The sequence below is a fragment of the Vibrio genomosp. F6 genome, from assembly GCF_005146325.1.
Classification (GTDB): domain Bacteria; phylum Pseudomonadota; class Gammaproteobacteria; order Enterobacterales; family Vibrionaceae; genus Vibrio; species Vibrio cortegadensis.
This window is the reverse complement of the sequence record NZ_SYUT01000031.1, coordinates 66,291-81,456: the sequence shown is the minus strand read 5'-3', so window position 1 is coordinate 81,456 and position 15,166 is coordinate 66,291. Positions and strand designations below refer to the sequence as shown.

Genomic DNA, 15,166 nt, shown 5'->3' with positions numbered 1-15,166 from the left:
GATCTTACATATAAGCGTAGACATATAATCTGTTATTTATATAGATGTAGTTAAAAGTTTATGATTATTTTAATGATTTTAATCAAAATCTTAACTTTTAGATTATCTGAACTGTCCGGTTTCAGTCATAAATTCAAACCCGGCAGAAGCCAGTTTTGATACTAAAGTTAATTTATCAATTTCGAAGTATGCAGTGAGTTTATTTAAGTCTCCAGAGAAGTCATCACGAAGCTTCATGTTGATAATGCTCATGAGCATAATTGGGTCCATTTTTTCAAAATTAGACAGGTTCATATTAATCCTCGAAATCAGAAATTAATAGATTTGCAGCCGCAAAAGCTGCTCGCTCACGAGTTCCTTTCGGCAGTGATTCATCTGCTGCAATGTCGTTTAGTGTTTTCAATACGCAAGTGATTGCTTGCGGAATGTAGCCCTGATCGCCACTGCCAATTTGTGCGTATAGTTCTCTTACTAGATCACAACAATCGTATATTTTCATGGTTTAACCTTCACTAAATGATAACTGGTCTCAATATACACAGTGAGCACTCGAAAAACAAAATCAGATTGTTGTGAGAGTTGTTCTATCTCAAATAGCGGTATGAGTTGGTGGTATTTCCATCAACTCAAGTGCCATCATCGAACAAAGCTATTTAATTACTCCATCATTCACTCATGAACCTGCGACTTATCAACATTCTATTTATCAACCAGCTATTATTAACTTAGCTATTCACTGATTTGCGCGCTCAGTTGAGCAACAAGGTCGGGAGCCAAGTTAAGTTGCTTAGCCAATTCTTGAAGGTAAGCTTTTTCCATGAAGTTTTGTTCATCAGCCACAAGTAATGACGCTAAGTACACCTCTGCGGCTTCTTCTGGGGAAGAGACAAGGGTTGCAATTTCAGCAGGATCAAGAGGCTTACTAAGTTCCTGCTGTACAAACAAGTTCACACTAGGATCAGCTCCTAACGCCTCCACTGCTTGTTGAATTTGGTGCTGTTCTTGTTCATCAACATGTCCATCCGCTTTAGCTGCGGCGATCATCGCTTGCAGAATCAAGGTATTTTGCTTCTCTTCATTCGTTAGTGAGGTGGAGTGATTTGATGCATCTAAAGAGGTTGATGATGTCTCTAAGGCGCTAGGTGCAGATGCTGGCTGGTTAGACTGCCAATCTTTATACACTTTAAATGCAAGCGCTCCTAATGCCGCCGCACTCGTCACGCCAATGGCTTTTTTGCCCATTTTTCGAGTTTTTTTGGAGCCCATCAGTAGCCCTAGAATCCCACCTCCGACCGCGCCAACCCCAAGAGTCGCAAGTTGGCTCTTATCTTTAGTTAATGAATTGAGCGTATTACTGCTTGAGCTTGATGCTTGGGATAACTGCTCTTTTCCCTGCTTTACGATGTCAGAATTAAGAGCTTGGTTAAGTAAACTGGTTAGATTCATAAAGTACCTCCGAATAGTGATACCGTCAGACTAAATGAATGAAGATGAATGGGGGATTAACAGGTGAGAAAGAAAAGTGGGTATGGGACTCAACGAGAATAACACTCAATAAAAAGGGCTGCCATTGTGGCAACCCTTTAGAGTAATTTAACTCAGATTACTTAAATATGATGGTCTTATTTAAGCTGAGATAATAGATGATCAACAACCGTGTCCATTGCCACAGCGTCTTTATCACCAGTACGACGGTTTTTGTATTCGAAGTTACCTTCGTCCATGCTGCGATCGCCAATAACGATAGTGTGAGGGATACCCACAAGCTCGATATCTTTGAACATAACACCTGGGCGCTCTTTACGGTCATCAAATAATACTTCGATACCTTTGGCCGTTAGATCTGCGTATAGCTTTTCAGCCGCCTGTTTAACGCGCTCAGACTTGTGCATGTTCATTGGAACGATAGCTACTTGGAACGGCGCTAGTGCGTCTGGCCAAGTGATACCGAATTTATCGTGGTTTTGCTCAATAGCAGATGCAACAACACGTGAAACACCGATACCGTAACAACCCATTTCTAGGATTACGCTCTTACCATCAGGACCAAGCACGTTACAGTTCATTGCTTTAGAGTAAGTGTTACCTAGTTGGAAGATGTGACCTACTTCGATACCGCGCTTAAGCTGGATAGTACCTTGACCACATGGGCTTGGATCGCCTTCAACAACGTTACGTAGGTCTTCAACTTGAGCAAGCTCAACGTCACGACCCCAGTTGATGCCGAAGTAGTGCTTACCGTCTATGTTTGCGCCAGCGCCGAAGTCGCTCATTACAGCAACAGAGCGGTCAACGATGAATGGTAGCTCTAGGCCAACAGGGCCAAGTGAACCAGGACCTGCACCAACAAGTGCACGGATTGCAGCTTCATCAGCCATCTCTAGTGGAGAAGCAACTTGTGGAAGGTTCTCTGCTTTCACTTCGTTCAGTTCGTGGTCGCCACGGATGATTAGCGCGATGATATCAGCGTCTACTTCATCAGACGCTTTAACGAATAGAGTCTTAACCGTCTTCTCGATTGCTAGACCGTGTTGTTCTACAAGCTCAGCGATTGTTTTTGCGTTTGGCGTATCAACCAGTTCCATCTCTTGAGTTGGCGCTGCAAGTTCAGCTGTTGGAGCCAGTGCTTCTGCTTTCTCAATGTTCGCTGCGTAATCAGATTCAGAAGAGAATGCGATTAGATCTTCGCCGCTTTCAGCAAGAACGTGGAACTCTTGAGAGCCGCTGCCGCCGATTGCGCCAGAGTCTGCCAATACTGGACGGTACTCAAGACCCATGCGGTCGAATGCTTTACAGTAAGCATCGTGCATCGCTTGGTAAGACTTTTCTAAGCCTTCTTTGTCGATATCAAAGCTGTATGCATCCATCATAGAGAATTCACGAGCACGCATTACGCCAAAACGAGGGCGGCGTTCATCACGGAATTTAGTCTGGATTTGGTACAGGTTTAGAGGAAGCTGCTTGTAAGAGTTCACTTCATTACGAACTAGGCTAGTCACCACTTCTTCTGCCGTTGGGCTAAGAACAAACGGACGAGAGTGGCGATCTGTGAAACGAAGAAGTTCAGGCCCCATCTTTTCAGAACGACCAGTCTCTTCCCAAAGTTCAAATGGTTGAACTACGGGCATCAAGATTTCAACGGCACCTGCATTATCGATCTCTTGGCGAACGATGTTTTCTACTTTGCGCAGTACACGTAGACCGGTAGGTAGCCAAGTGTATAAACCTGAAGCTAACTTACGGATCATACCTGCACGTAGCATCAGCTGGTGGCTGATAACTTCTGCGTCGTTTGGAGTCTCTTTCACTGTCGAAAGAAGATAGTTACTGGTACGCATTCTATGGTATCCGTTTCATCATTGATAAAAAAAAATCTATTGTGCCTTTGCAGCAATAAATTGAATTGAGCTGTTTATGATATCAGCCAAACCGCGATCTCAAAAGTGCTCAATGCGGGTTACTGTTATGAAAAGGGGACCAACGGTGAATTTTACGTTCAAATCGAACAAATTTACCGCATATTCCTTTTCATCTAGCTTGTTTTTTTTGTAGGCAGGCCGTGGATCTTGTCCAAGCACCTCTTTGATGACTTGGATGATATGCTTCGCTTCGGGATGCTGGTTAAGCATAGAGATCGCTTGTTCTGAAAAGTTGACCTCTAATATTTCAGGCTCTTCAGCCGCAAAGCCGCCTTCTGCATCCGGTATAGAATCGGAGTACGGGATGTAGGGTTTAATATCAACAATCGGAGTGCCATTTACGAGATCAACACTGCCGAGCTCTAGCCAAGTCTGGTTCCCTTGTTGGGTCACGCCTTTTAATTCTACCGCAGACATTCCAATGCCATTGGGGCGAAATGTAGCCCGTGAAGCAAACACGCCAATACGCTCGTTTCCACCTAATCGTGGTGGACGAACGGTTGGTTTCCATCCTGCCGCTAAGTTTTTATCGAATAGAAACAGTAGCCAGATATGACTAAATTGCTCGATACCACGAACCGATTCGGGGGAATTGGCGTCTCCCATCAGTTTGATTCTTGCGGTCGCACTTGGAGTCAGACGCGGTTGGCGTGGTACGGCAAACTTTTCTTGGTAAGGGCTTTGGATAACGCCTATTGGTTCAATTGGATACATGGCTTTTTACTGTTTTAAGTACTCGAATAGTAATGAGTGTTATCGTTTGGCGAGGATTCTGTCTAAATGGTTGGCAAACTCGCGGCGATCGGTTTGAGATAAAGTGCTTGGCCCACCAGTCTGAATACCGCTTGAACGCATGGTGTCCATGAAGTCTCGAATATTAAGTCGGGCTTTAATGGTCTCTTTTGTATATAGCTCACCACGGGAACTGAGTGCTTGACCACCCTTAGTAATGATTTCATCCGCGAGTGGAATATCAGAGGTGATCACTAAGTCACCAACTTCTGTACGCCTCACTATTTCATTATCCGCTATATCAAAACCACTTGGGACTTGGAGTGAATGAATATTGGCGCGTTTTGGTACAGGGACGACATGGTTGGCAACAAAGGTACACTCTACGCCTGTTCTTTCCGCTGCTCGAACGATCGTTTCTCTAATTACTTTTGGACACGCGTCGGCATCAACCCAAATCTTCATTGGTCAGTATTCCTATTTATTTTCTTGATTTTCTAATGCTTCGATACGAGCGGTTAGTGCCTTTACTTGAGCTTCTAACTGCGAGATTTTATCTTGTGTGGAATCTGCTGTTTGAGCGATTTCCACTTTAGGCACCCGATGATTACTTTTCCAACTTTTGATGGTCGCAATCAATGCTGGCATCGGAACCGGAGAACTTAAACGAGCCTTGACGATGGCAACGGTTGGTTCTTTCCCTTGTTCTTTCAACGTTTGCAGCACATTTTCAAGCTCTGCCGATATATCTTTAGTTAACATTTGAACCCTCATCGTTGGTTTGAGTGCATGCTACTATTTTTGCTTGGATTAGGCGAATCCGTTCATTATTGGGTTGTGATAGTAGCTGTACTTTTGATAAATGGGAAAATAAGAGATTGCTTGTAAGAGATCGCTTACAAAGGTGTAAGTTAAAGTGATTTTATTCATGCGATATGGGCATGGTTTTCTTAATAACTTGTTGATTGGTATAGGGTATGTATTTTTTGAATGGTTTGAGAACATTTAACATTGCTCAATGCCCATTGAGATGGCGCTAAAAAAGCGTAAATTAAACCTTGTCGAAAGGGAAGCGGCACGGAACAGGAAACAACCACGGATTTGGTTATCTTCTAGGATGAAGATTTGATTATTCAGGATGAGTAATCAGCATGGAGCGAAGGACATTGTACGGACGCAACAGTCGATAGGATATTGGCTACAAAGGAATGACAATGGACACCTTTAGGATAAAGGTTAGGAACAACATCAGGATGATGTAAAGGATACCGCTCAAGGAACAAGTGACGTGAGTTAGCTAGGATTTGCTAACTGTCAGGATGACTAGGACACCGCTAGGATGGCGAAGTAAAGGAAAGAGCTGAAAGAATCAGCCACTATTACGGACGATGCATGGAGCATAAACAAGTAGCCGGATCGCTGCGGGTAAGACTACAGCCCTGATACCTCGGTATCAGGGCTTTCTTATATTCCAACGTTTTTTGTTCCGTGGTCAATGTTTTATCCCGAATGGTATGAGAAAATTTCGGAACTGATACAAGGAATGTAAAATGACGATTGCGACCACCAGAACTCTGCTCACCCCATACACAGAGACCCTAGAAGCTGACTTTGTAATTTTGAATTGCAATGCGATTAATCGCGCTCAAATGAATGGAGCACACTCCGTTTCGTCAGCAAAAAAACTATTTCAATCCGTGCTTAATGACCCATCATTATACGCAATGGCGGTACTGGATAATAAAACCCGAGACTATTTAGGACATGTATTTTTACAGCACTCTGATGATGGTCTTGCTGAGTTGGGGTTTATTTTTGATCGTTCTCACTGGGGGAAAGGCATTGGATTTGAAGCACTTAAAGCTTTTCTCTCGAAAGCGTGTTGGGAGCTTTCATTAATGGAAGTGTATGCAACGGTTAATGTTGGACATCAACCGTCGATACGTATACTTGAAAAATTAGGGTTTAAACAAGGCGCAGTGAAATCTGATATTTACGGGCCATATTATGAGTACCGATTTACATCCGATGCGGTGGTAAGTGAAACTGCATAGGACGAAAGCCGACCATGGTTAATTGACCTTGGTAGCAATCATCTCCAAGCGCTGAAAACTCAAAATTGTAGACAGTATGCCAGCGCCAATTGCCTTGAGGTGTTTTTAGCTTATGGCCACCAAACGCAACACTAACCATTTGAAGTTCTAACTGCTCACACTTCCTTGTTACGGCTGCTTTTGCGAGTTCTGATTGCCTTCTCTGTTGCCAGAAAAGAAAGCACCCAAAACTGAGCAGCAGTATCGACAGTAGATCTCCTATCATGAAATTCCCTCTATGATTTTGTCGCTTTTTGCAGATTCATTAACGCAGAGCCTAGCTCTTGAGATGGATTGGAATGAAGAAGCGGCAGCATGACCATTCTTAACTCTGGCAACATCACTAGATCGGCAAATAATTGATTAAACAGAGCCTGATTGCCACTTTGAGCTAATCTTAGTAAATATTTTTCTGCGGTTTTACTTTCTGACAAAGCCTGCCATGTTCTACCTGCGATTGCGATTAACACTTCAGGGTGACTCAATCTTGGGCTGGCTAAAATACCGTCAATGATTGGCTGGTAAATATTTTTGCTGGTACCCGATAATGCTCGAGCATAAGCCGAGAGTAGAAATAGATCAGGATCTTGAGAATCAATTTGCTGCTGTGCTAACTCTTGGACTTTTAGTGCTAACTTTTCAGGCAGTGTTGAGTGCTCTAAAGCGCCTAATACACCATATAGTGGTTCATTTGCGATATGTGCCAGTGCTTTTCGCATCATTAAACCGTTCTGATCACGATCTAATCGGGCACAAATATCAGTAATGCCTTGAAGCCCAACGGTCTGCCAGTTTGCCCAGCCTAAACCGCCAGAGAAGTAATGTTGGGCGTGTTCATAATATTGGCTCGTTGCAAGGTCTAAGTGAGCTCTGACTTGGCTGTGAAAAACGGCCATCTTGTCATCTGCGGGTTTAAACGTATAAGGGTTATTCGCTAGTTTATCTTGTTGCTCTTCTGTCATATTGCTATTGATTCGACTTCCCATCGCTTCGATAACATATTTCAGGAAATTACCCACCTCAGCTTGCTCTAGAAGACCTCGTTCGTCTAAAGAGAACTTCAGAAACCAAATCCATGGCTGATTATTTTCATTCCAGTAAGCGATTCCTATGTGCGCATGTCTTTGACTTGGGAATGGGTACGGCTGCTTTCCCGCCTCAACATTTTCGAATTGTTGGTTGTCGATGGTTTGAATTCGGCGACCTAAATCAAAAATCTTATACTGACATTGGCTATCTTGTAACAATTGACTAAGGGTGTGAATGGTTTCCATGGGCAATAAGGTCCTAACTTTCTTTACTCAATAGATGGTACTCTATGGCACAATTTCAAGGTTAGTAAACAAAATAACTTGGTGAACAATGACCACAGCGGCAAAGATAACGAATATTTTAAATGAATTGGAACATCAGATGCGCAAGTTGGATGTCTGGCAGGCGGCAAAACCAACCGATGACGCTTTAGCCAGTCGGGAACCTTTTTCTATTGATACATTACAACCTGAGCAATGGTTACAGTGGATCTTTATTGCCAAAATTCGTCAACTCATTGAGTTAAATCAGCCGTTACCGAAAGGCTTTGAAATGTCGCCTTATTTCTCGGAAGTGTGGAAAGAGCGCCAAGAAATGCAGCCTCTTCTATTATTAATTGAATCGATAGAAAAGGCTTGTCAGTAATGCTCGATATTATTTTTCAAGATGAATACTTTGTTGCGGTCAATAAGCCAGCGGGTATGTTAGTGCACCGTTCATGGCTTGATAAGCATGAAACTCAATTTGTCATGCAAACGCTGCGTGATCAAATCGGGCAACATGTTTTTCCTTTACATCGATTGGATAGACCGACATCTGGTGTGTTGGTTTTCGCACTTTCTAGTGAGGTCGCCTCACAAGTGATGCCAATGTTTGCCAATCATGAAATGCAGAAGACCTACCACGCTATTGTTCGGGGTTGGATTGAAGAGGGAGACACTCTCGATTACCCTTTGAAAGTGGAACTGGATAAAATTGCAGATAAGTTTGCGAAAGAGGATAAAGAGCCTCAAGAAGCCGTGACTGCCTATGAGCCGTTAGCCAAAGTTGAAATTCCGTATTCAACGGGACGCTTTCCTACGAGTCGCTACGGGCTAGTTGAAATGGCTCCAAAGACAGGGAGAAAGCATCAACTTCGTAGGCATATGGCCCATTTAAGGCACCCTATTGTCGGTGATACGTCTCATGGTGATGGGAAGCATAATAAACTTTTTCGAGAGAATTTAGAGTCGCACCGTTTATTACTTCACGCTTCAGAGCTGCGTTTTATTCACCCATTCACTCAACAAGAGTTGGTATTAAAGGCGAAGTTCGATGAAACATGGTTGGCGTTGTTTGAACGATTTGAGTGGCAAGATATTCTTGAGAAGCTAGAAGCTAGAAGCTAGAAGCTAGAAGCTAAAGATTAAAGTATAAAAGGGCGAGGCACCGTGGTGTGACTCGCCCTTTTTTGGTTTCAAATAAGGTTATTTCAATTTTTCTAAGTCAGCTTCAATCTCGGCGATTTTACTTGATACGACTTTTTCAAGGTGGCGCAAGTCGGTGAGGATCTTCTGTTTTACGTCGAGCTCTGGCGCTTTAGTAGGCTTGGTGATTTTGTTTAACTCATCAATCACCAAGGTTAGATTTCTATTAATCTCCGTGACTTCTTTGTATTGATGGCTTCCGCTGTCGACCAGCACATTCTTAATTTGACGTGGATATTTGAATTTTACACTTTTAGCAAAAAGCTCACCTTTCTGTTTATGAAAATAGATCTTCAAAACATCTTTGTGAGCTTCTTGACGTAGGGAATAACGCTCAATTTGTTTAGGGTCTTGAATGCCTAAACCAGTGAGGTTTGGATACATAAGCTACCTCTATAATTAACATCAGTGACATAAACCAATGTAGCAGTCTAACTGTGTGGTAGATAGATGATCTTTAGGCTTGAGTGATAAGTTGTGGGCAAGATCGCGATTAATTTTTCATCTTAATCTTGCTCACAACGTACCCATAAGGATATTAGGGACTAACTGGGGGCAAGTTGTGAAACATTGAGAATCAGTTTCTCTCTTAATACCTCTTTTTGCTGATCACTCAATCGACCACCATCACTGGTTAAGATAAAGAGATCTTCTGCTCGCTCCCCAATCGTGGTGATTTTTGCGCCATGTAAGCTGATATTAAGTTCAGAAAAAGTGGCACCAACCTTGGCGAGTAGCCCAGGAGTATCAAGCGCAACAAATTCCATTAAGGTGCGTTTTTTACTTTTAGTTGGTAGAAAATCAACTCTGGTTTTTACTTTGAAATGTTGAAGGTTTCTTGGGGCGCGGCGTACTTTTATTTTTGTAGGGCGGCCATCTTCAAGTACATGAACTAAGTGTTTCACCACGGCTTTGTGGCGAGATTCATCAATGGCTTGTCCATGTTGATCGAGAACCATGAATGTATCGATGACATAGCCATCTTTACTGGTCATCACTTGTGCGTCATGCACGTTAAAATTACGCCTATCTAATTCCGCTACAACCGTGGCAAACAGTGCTGGTTGATCTTTACAGTAAACGAAAACTTCTGTTCCGCCCCTTGTTGGCTTTTTGCTGATAAGGATCAGAGGTTCATCTGGGTTCTCTTGTCTGAGTAAATTCTCACAATGCCATGCGATTTGCTTATGGGTGTGGCGTAGAAAATAATCCGCTTTAAACCGCTGCCATAGAACTTCTATTTGCCTTGGGCTAAAGTTCTCTTTACGTAGAAGGGCAGATGCGAGTTGCTGGTTGTGGCGGATTCTATCTCTAATATCGACAGGGTTCTCTAATCCGCGTCTTAATGCGCGTTGAGTTGAGTGGAACAGCTCAGCAAGAAGCGTGCGTTTCCAACTATTCCAAAGTTCAGGGTTGGTAGCACAAATATCGGCTACGGTTAAACAGACTAAGAACTCTAAGGACTCTTCATCGCGTACTTTTTTTGCAAACTCAGTGATCACTTCGGGATCGTAGATATCACGTCTTTGCGCGGTAACCGACATGAGAAGATGATTTTGAACTAACCAAGAGACTAACTTCGCTTCGGGTTTCGATAGACCATGCTCGATGCAAAAATTATAAGCTTCAACCGCGCCAATTTCAGAGTGATCCCCTCCGCGCCCTTTGCCAATATCATGGAAAATGGCCGCAAGAATTAGCAACTCCTTCTTCTGAATTCGAGGATATACTTCGCAACAGATCGGGTGTTTATCTCTATTTTTCGCGTAACTGAACTGATTAATATGTTTGAGCAATCGCATGCTGTGCTCATCTACCGTGTAGACATGAAAAAGATCAAATTGCATTTGACCGACAATCTGACTCCATTGCGGTAGGTAGGCAGAAAGAACCCCTAAACGGTGCATTAAACGAAAGGCTTTATGTAATGCGTTAGGGTGACGAACAAGGTCCATGAACTTTTCGCGTGCTGCGGGTATGGTATGCAAAAATTTATTTAAGCGACGTCGAGCGGTTCGTAACTGACGCAAAGTCGGGGGGCTAACGCCATCAATGGTTGAATCATTCGCAATATGAATGAACATATCTAAGATGGTTTCAGGTCTGGCTTGGAACAGTGCTGGCTTTCTTGCTTCAATGAGTGAGCCTCGGCGCTGGAAGTCATTGTCTAATATTTCAGGCTCAGACGTTTCCCCTCCATTTAAAATGACCTGATCAAACAGTTTGAGCAGCATTTTATTGAGCTCAGAAACCCGTCTTAACGTTCGATAAAACTCTTTCATCATCTTTTCGACGGCGACATTACCTTCACCGACAAAGCCTAAATTTTCTGCGACGTGAGCCTGATGGGCAAATGTGAGCCGGTTGTCGTAACGTTTTAATTCGCTGTGCAGTGCGAAGCGAACACGCCATAAGAAATCTTGGCACTCAACCAACTCGCGATATTCTGCATCGGTCAGAAATCCAAAACGGCTCATTTCCAGTAGTGATGTTGCGCCAAAATGCCGGCGAGCAACCCAACTGAGAGTATGGATATCTCTTAAGCCACCTGGTGTCGATTTGATGTCGGGCTCTAAGTTATAAGTGGTATCGTGAAAACGAGCATGACGTTGCCTTTGCTCTTGGATTTTTGCTTTGTAAAAGACTTCGCTCGGCCAGAATGATTCAGAATGTACTCGTAATTTTAATGCTTGAAACGTCTCTTCGCTGCCACACAGAAGTCGAGACTCTTGTAAGTTTGTTGCGACAGTTAAATCCTCACGGCCAATGTCATTACACTCATCAACCGTTCGAACGGCATGGCCAACTTCGAGCTTTAAATCCCATAACAGAGTAATGAACTCACTGATTTGAACGCCAAGCGCATCGGGTAGTTTATGCTTGGAGAGAATGAGGATATCAATATCAGAAAGAGGGTGAAGCTCACCTCTACCATAACCACCTACGGCAACTAAACTTAAATTTGGTCGTTCATAGAAGCCAAAATGACGCCATAATCGTGTCAGCAACAGATCCATATATTCGGCACGAGCGAGGACTAAATCGTTTATTGGGTGCTGGTTGAGAAACTCTTGCTTTTGATAGCAAGTGAAAATATCGAGCTGCTCTTTTAGTTCAGAGACTTGAAGCTGCTCATCGCTAAAAGTGAGTGGTGATTGATAAGGCATTGTCTGCAATCCATGCAAGAAAAGTAGAATAAAACTAATCTACCAGAATATAGGGCTAGATAAAAAAATATCCCCGATTGACGGAGATATTTCAACAAAACAGATTCGATGTCGTTAGCTAATAATTAGTTAACTAGCAGTCGTGGGATCGTGTCTTCGCTACGAAGTGTCAGTACTTCACAACCCGTTTCGGTTACGAGAAGAGTATGTTCCCATTGCGCTGAGTTTTTGTTATCAGCGGTGTAAACTGTCCAACCATCTTCATCATCAAGACGGCAACCAAATTTACCTGCATTGATCATTGGTTCAATAGTAAAAATCATTCCAGCTTTTAAAACTGTGCGATCACTGTTTTTGTAGTGAACCACTTGCGGATCTTCATGGAACTCAGCACCAATACCATGTCCACAATAGTCTTTTACGATCGAGAATTTAGCGCGAGGGTTATTTTTATTGTTGGTCTTGATGTATTTTTCAATCGCAGTACCAATTTTACCTAACTGAACACCAGGTTTCACTTGGCGCATACCTTCATACAATGCTTCTTGAGCAACCATACATAGGCGCTTGTTAACGGCTGATACATCACCCACAAGGAACATCTTAGAAGTATCACCATGGTAACCAGTAGGACGTACGCTTAGGTCCGCATTTTCGTCATCAGGGATGATTACGGTAATGTCAACGTTGAGAATATCACCATCTTTTAATACCGCAGGTTTGATTTGACCATTAACGATAACATCTTCTTCTGCAGGGATGCCGTGACAAACAATGTGATTGATTGACGTACAGATAGATTTAGGAAAACCGTGATAATTAAGAGGGGCAGAGTAGGCACCTTTCGCAAGCGCGTATTCATGACAGATGGTGTTTAACTCTTCTGTCGTCGTACCCACTTGAATATGGGGTTCAATCATTTCTAAAATTTCTGCTGCAAGTTTGCCCGCAACGCGCATTTTTTCGATTTCTTCAGCTGTTTTGATTTTTACAGACATTGGCTTTCTCTATTATCTATTTTCAGATGCCTTAAGATGGCTATAGCCGCTATTCTATCAGTGAGACACGGAAGCGCAATTGAAATCCGTTTTCATTTAGACTTTGTTCGCTCAATTTGACTAAGGAAATTGGCTTTTTACTGGAAATTTATAATCAAACTATGGTATAAAGCGCGCCGGGAACAAAGACTGTTATCTCCTGTTTGGCGAAGCAGCTTTGACCTATACTAAATTATCTTTAAATCACACACATTTCGACACATGTTCCGGGGTGCTTCAACTTCATTAACTTAGGTTAGTAGGTTAGGGGTCGGATGCATGGGGAATGTGGAGGCCTAACCCCATAGAGGATTTTAAAATGGCAACTGTATCAATGCGCGATATGCTTAAAGCTGGTGTTCACTTCGGTCACCAAACTCGTTACTGGAACCCAAAAATGAAGCCATTCATCTTTGGTGCTCGTAACAACGTTCATATCATCAACTTAGAAAAAACTGTACCAATGTTCAACGAAGCTCTAACTGAGCTTGCTAAAGTTGGCGAGAAAAAAGGTAAAGTTCTTTTCGTTGGTACTAAGCGCGCTGCATCTGAAGCTGTTAAAGAAGCTGCTATCAACAGCAACCAGTTTTACGTTAACAACCGCTGGTTAGGCGGTATGCTAACAAACTACAAAACTGTTCGTCAGTCTATCAAGCGTCTGAAAGAACTTGAAGCGCAAGCTCAAGACGGTACTTTCGACAAGCTTACTAAGAAAGAAGCTCTAATGCGTACTCGCGAAATGGAGAAGCTAGAGAAATCTCTTGGTGGTATCAAAAACATGGGCGGCCTACCTGACGCTCTATTCGTAATTGATGCAGATCACGAACACATCGCAGTTAAAGAAGCAAACAACCTAGGTATCCCAGTTTACGCTGTTGTTGATACTAACTCTAACCCAGACGGCGTTGACTTCATCATTCCTGGTAATGACGATGCAATCCGTGCGGTACAGCTTTACCTAAACGCTGCTGCTGATTCGGTTAAAGAAGGTCGTAACAAAGATGTTGCTGCTATCACTGCTGAAAAAGATGGTTTTGTAGAAGCTGCTGAATAATAGCGACTCCAACCATTGCTTAGTTTTGGAAGACAGAGTTTTAGTGAACCCTCGTTTTAATAGAAACTAAGTTATAGTTAGCATCAGGGGCCCTCTATTTGGCCCCTGATTTTTACCTTATTTTAGAATCAACCGAGGAATCGAGAATGGCAACTGTAACTGCTGCTCTAGTAAAAGAACTTCGTGAACGCACAGCTGCGGGCATGATGGAATGTAAAAAAGCACTTGTTGAAGCTGACGGCGACATCGAGCTAGCGATTGAAAATATGCGTAAATCTGGCGCAGCTAAAGCAGCTAAAAAAGCGGGTAACGTTGCTGCTGAAGGCACAATCATCATTAAAGAAGACGCAGGTGTTGCTGCTATTCTTGAAGTTAACTGTCAAACTGACTTCGTAGCAAAAGATGCAGGTTTCCTTGCATTCGCTAACGAAGTAGCAGAAGTAGCGTTAACTGAGCGTCTAGATATCGCGGCTCTTCAAGCTAAATTTGAAGAAGCACGTATTGCACTAGTAACTAAAATCGGTGAGAACATCAGCATTCGTCGTGTTGAATTCATCGAAGGTGCTAAAATCGGTTCTTACCGCCACGGCGACCGTATCGGTGTTGTTGTAGCTGGTGAAGCTGACGAAGAAACTATTAAGCACGTTGCTATGCACGTTGCTGCGTCTAAGCCTGAGTTCCTAACTCCAGACGACGTACCTGCTGATGTAGTTGCTAAAGAGAAAGCGGTTCAAGTTGAAATCGCAATGAACGAAGGCAAACCACAAGAAATCGCAGAAAAAATGGTTATCGGCCGCATGAAGAAGTTTACTGGTGAAGTATCACTAACTGGTCAAGCTTTCATCATGGAACCTAAGCAAACTGTTGGCGATATTCTTAAAGCTAAAGGTGCGACAGTAACTGACTTCATTCGTTTAGAAGTTGGTGAAGGCATCGAGAAAGCTGCAGAAATGAGCTTTGCTGATGAAGTTGCAGCGGTACAAAAAGGTTAATCCTTAGTGTATTGCTAATAAAAAGACCGTGGCCATTGCTGCGGTCTTTTTATGACAGCTATATCTATTTTTATTAATCGTCATGATTTGGTATTCCGCGGTTTTTATCCGACGATACTTATTCAACGATGGAAATGCTCTGAGTATTAAACCATGACTGTTAATTAACTACTC

Annotated in this window: 17 protein-coding genes; 5 read left to right on the top strand and 12 right to left on the bottom strand. The window is 42.8% G+C overall.

Annotated features, from left to right (window positions below; genetic code table 11):
• Nucleotides 1-102 precede the first annotated feature (102 nt).
• From FCV43_RS13555 to FCV43_RS13525, 7 genes are all read right to left on the bottom strand, one after another.
• Nucleotides 103-294: a DUF4250 domain-containing protein gene (locus tag FCV43_RS13555; RefSeq protein WP_136995490.1), complete on the bottom strand. Its 192-nt coding sequence runs from the start codon at nt 292-294 to the stop codon at nt 103-105.
• 1 nt (nt 295) lies between these two features.
• A complete protein-coding gene (locus FCV43_RS13550; protein WP_017053999.1) occupies nt 296-499 on the bottom strand; it encodes a YaeP family protein in 204 nt (67 codons plus the stop codon).
• A 230-nt stretch (nt 500-729) separates the two neighbouring features.
• Nucleotides 730-1,446, bottom strand: a complete 717-nt coding sequence (locus FCV43_RS13545) for a tellurite resistance TerB family protein (protein WP_136995489.1) — start codon at nt 1,444-1,446, stop codon at nt 730-732.
• Nucleotides 1,447-1,622: 176 nt separating this feature from the next.
• The gene (locus FCV43_RS13540; RefSeq protein WP_017053997.1) at nt 1,623-3,338 is read right to left on the bottom strand and encodes a proline--tRNA ligase; all 1,716 of its coding nucleotides are present in this window, start codon (nt 3,336-3,338) and stop codon (nt 1,623-1,625) included.
• Nucleotides 3,339-3,437: 99 nt separating this feature from the next.
• On the bottom strand, nt 3,438-4,133 hold the full coding sequence (tsaA, locus tag FCV43_RS13535) for a tRNA (N6-threonylcarbamoyladenosine(37)-N6)-methyltransferase TrmO (RefSeq protein WP_017053996.1): 696 nt from the start codon (nt 4,131-4,133) through the stop codon (nt 3,438-3,440).
• A gap of 39 nt (nt 4,134-4,172) precedes the next feature.
• Nucleotides 4,173-4,616: a YaiI/YqxD family protein gene (locus FCV43_RS13530; protein ID WP_113799051.1), complete on the bottom strand. Its 444-nt coding sequence runs from the start codon at nt 4,614-4,616 to the stop codon at nt 4,173-4,175.
• A gap of 12 nt (nt 4,617-4,628) precedes the next feature.
• Nucleotides 4,629-4,913 (bottom strand): hypothetical protein, encoded by a 285-nt coding sequence (locus tag FCV43_RS13525; RefSeq protein WP_017053994.1) that lies wholly within the window; start codon nt 4,911-4,913, stop codon nt 4,629-4,631.
• 788 nt (nt 4,914-5,701) lie between these two features.
• On the opposite strand from FCV43_RS13525, the gene FCV43_RS13520 reads away from it, so the two are divergent.
• Nucleotides 5,702-6,205: a GNAT family N-acetyltransferase gene (locus FCV43_RS13520; protein ID WP_136995488.1), complete on the top strand. Its 504-nt coding sequence runs from the start codon at nt 5,702-5,704 to the stop codon at nt 6,203-6,205.
• On the opposite strand, the gene FCV43_RS13515 is transcribed toward FCV43_RS13520, so the two are convergent.
• Entirely contained in the window at nt 6,171-6,470 is a 300-nt protein-coding gene (locus FCV43_RS13515; protein ID WP_113799049.1) for a DUF3301 domain-containing protein, read from the bottom strand. The genes FCV43_RS13520 and FCV43_RS13515 overlap by 35 nt on opposite strands.
• A 10-nt stretch (nt 6,471-6,480) precedes the next feature.
• Nucleotides 6,481-7,518, bottom strand: coding sequence for a DUF3549 family protein (locus FCV43_RS13510; protein WP_136995487.1), 1,038 nt, complete (start codon nt 7,516-7,518; stop codon nt 6,481-6,483).
• A gap of 88 nt (nt 7,519-7,606) precedes the next feature.
• On the opposite strand from FCV43_RS13510, the gene FCV43_RS13505 reads away from it, so the two are divergent.
• Both FCV43_RS13505 and truC read left to right on the top strand, forming a co-directional pair.
• On the top strand, nt 7,607-7,921 hold the full coding sequence (locus FCV43_RS13505) for a YqcC family protein (RefSeq protein ID WP_136995486.1): 315 nt from the start codon (nt 7,607-7,609) through the stop codon (nt 7,919-7,921).
• Complete coding sequence (truC, locus tag FCV43_RS13500; RefSeq protein ID WP_017053989.1) at nt 7,921-8,664, top strand: tRNA pseudouridine(65) synthase TruC; 744 nt, start codon at nt 7,921-7,923, stop codon at nt 8,662-8,664. The genes FCV43_RS13505 and truC overlap by 1 nt, the downstream gene beginning before the upstream one ends.
• A gap of 78 nt (nt 8,665-8,742) precedes the next feature.
• Here the strand turns inward: truC and FCV43_RS13495 are convergent, their stop codons facing one another.
• From FCV43_RS13495 to map, 3 genes are all read right to left on the bottom strand, one after another.
• On the bottom strand, nt 8,743-9,126 hold the full coding sequence (locus FCV43_RS13495) for a DUF3461 family protein (RefSeq protein ID WP_136995485.1): 384 nt from the start codon (nt 9,124-9,126) through the stop codon (nt 8,743-8,745).
• A gap of 161 nt (nt 9,127-9,287) precedes the next feature.
• Nucleotides 9,288-11,909, bottom strand: coding sequence for a bifunctional uridylyltransferase/uridylyl-removing protein GlnD (gene glnD, locus FCV43_RS13490; protein ID WP_136995484.1), 2,622 nt, complete (start codon nt 11,907-11,909; stop codon nt 9,288-9,290).
• Nucleotides 11,910-12,034: 125 nt separating this feature from the next.
• Nucleotides 12,035-12,907, bottom strand: a complete 873-nt coding sequence (gene map / locus FCV43_RS13485; RefSeq protein ID WP_136995483.1) for a type I methionyl aminopeptidase — start codon at nt 12,905-12,907, stop codon at nt 12,035-12,037.
• A 358-nt stretch (nt 12,908-13,265) separates the two neighbouring features.
• Here map and rpsB point away from each other — a divergent pair, with 358 nt between their 5' ends.
• The gene (gene rpsB / locus FCV43_RS13480) at nt 13,266-14,000 is read left to right on the top strand and encodes a 30S ribosomal protein S2 (RefSeq protein ID WP_017053985.1); all 735 of its coding nucleotides are present in this window, start codon (nt 13,266-13,268) and stop codon (nt 13,998-14,000) included.
• A 146-nt stretch (nt 14,001-14,146) separates the two neighbouring features.
• Complete coding sequence (tsf, locus tag FCV43_RS13475; RefSeq protein WP_017053984.1) at nt 14,147-14,992, top strand: translation elongation factor Ts; 846 nt, start codon at nt 14,147-14,149, stop codon at nt 14,990-14,992.
• The last annotated feature ends 174 nt before the right edge of the window (nt 14,993-15,166 follow it).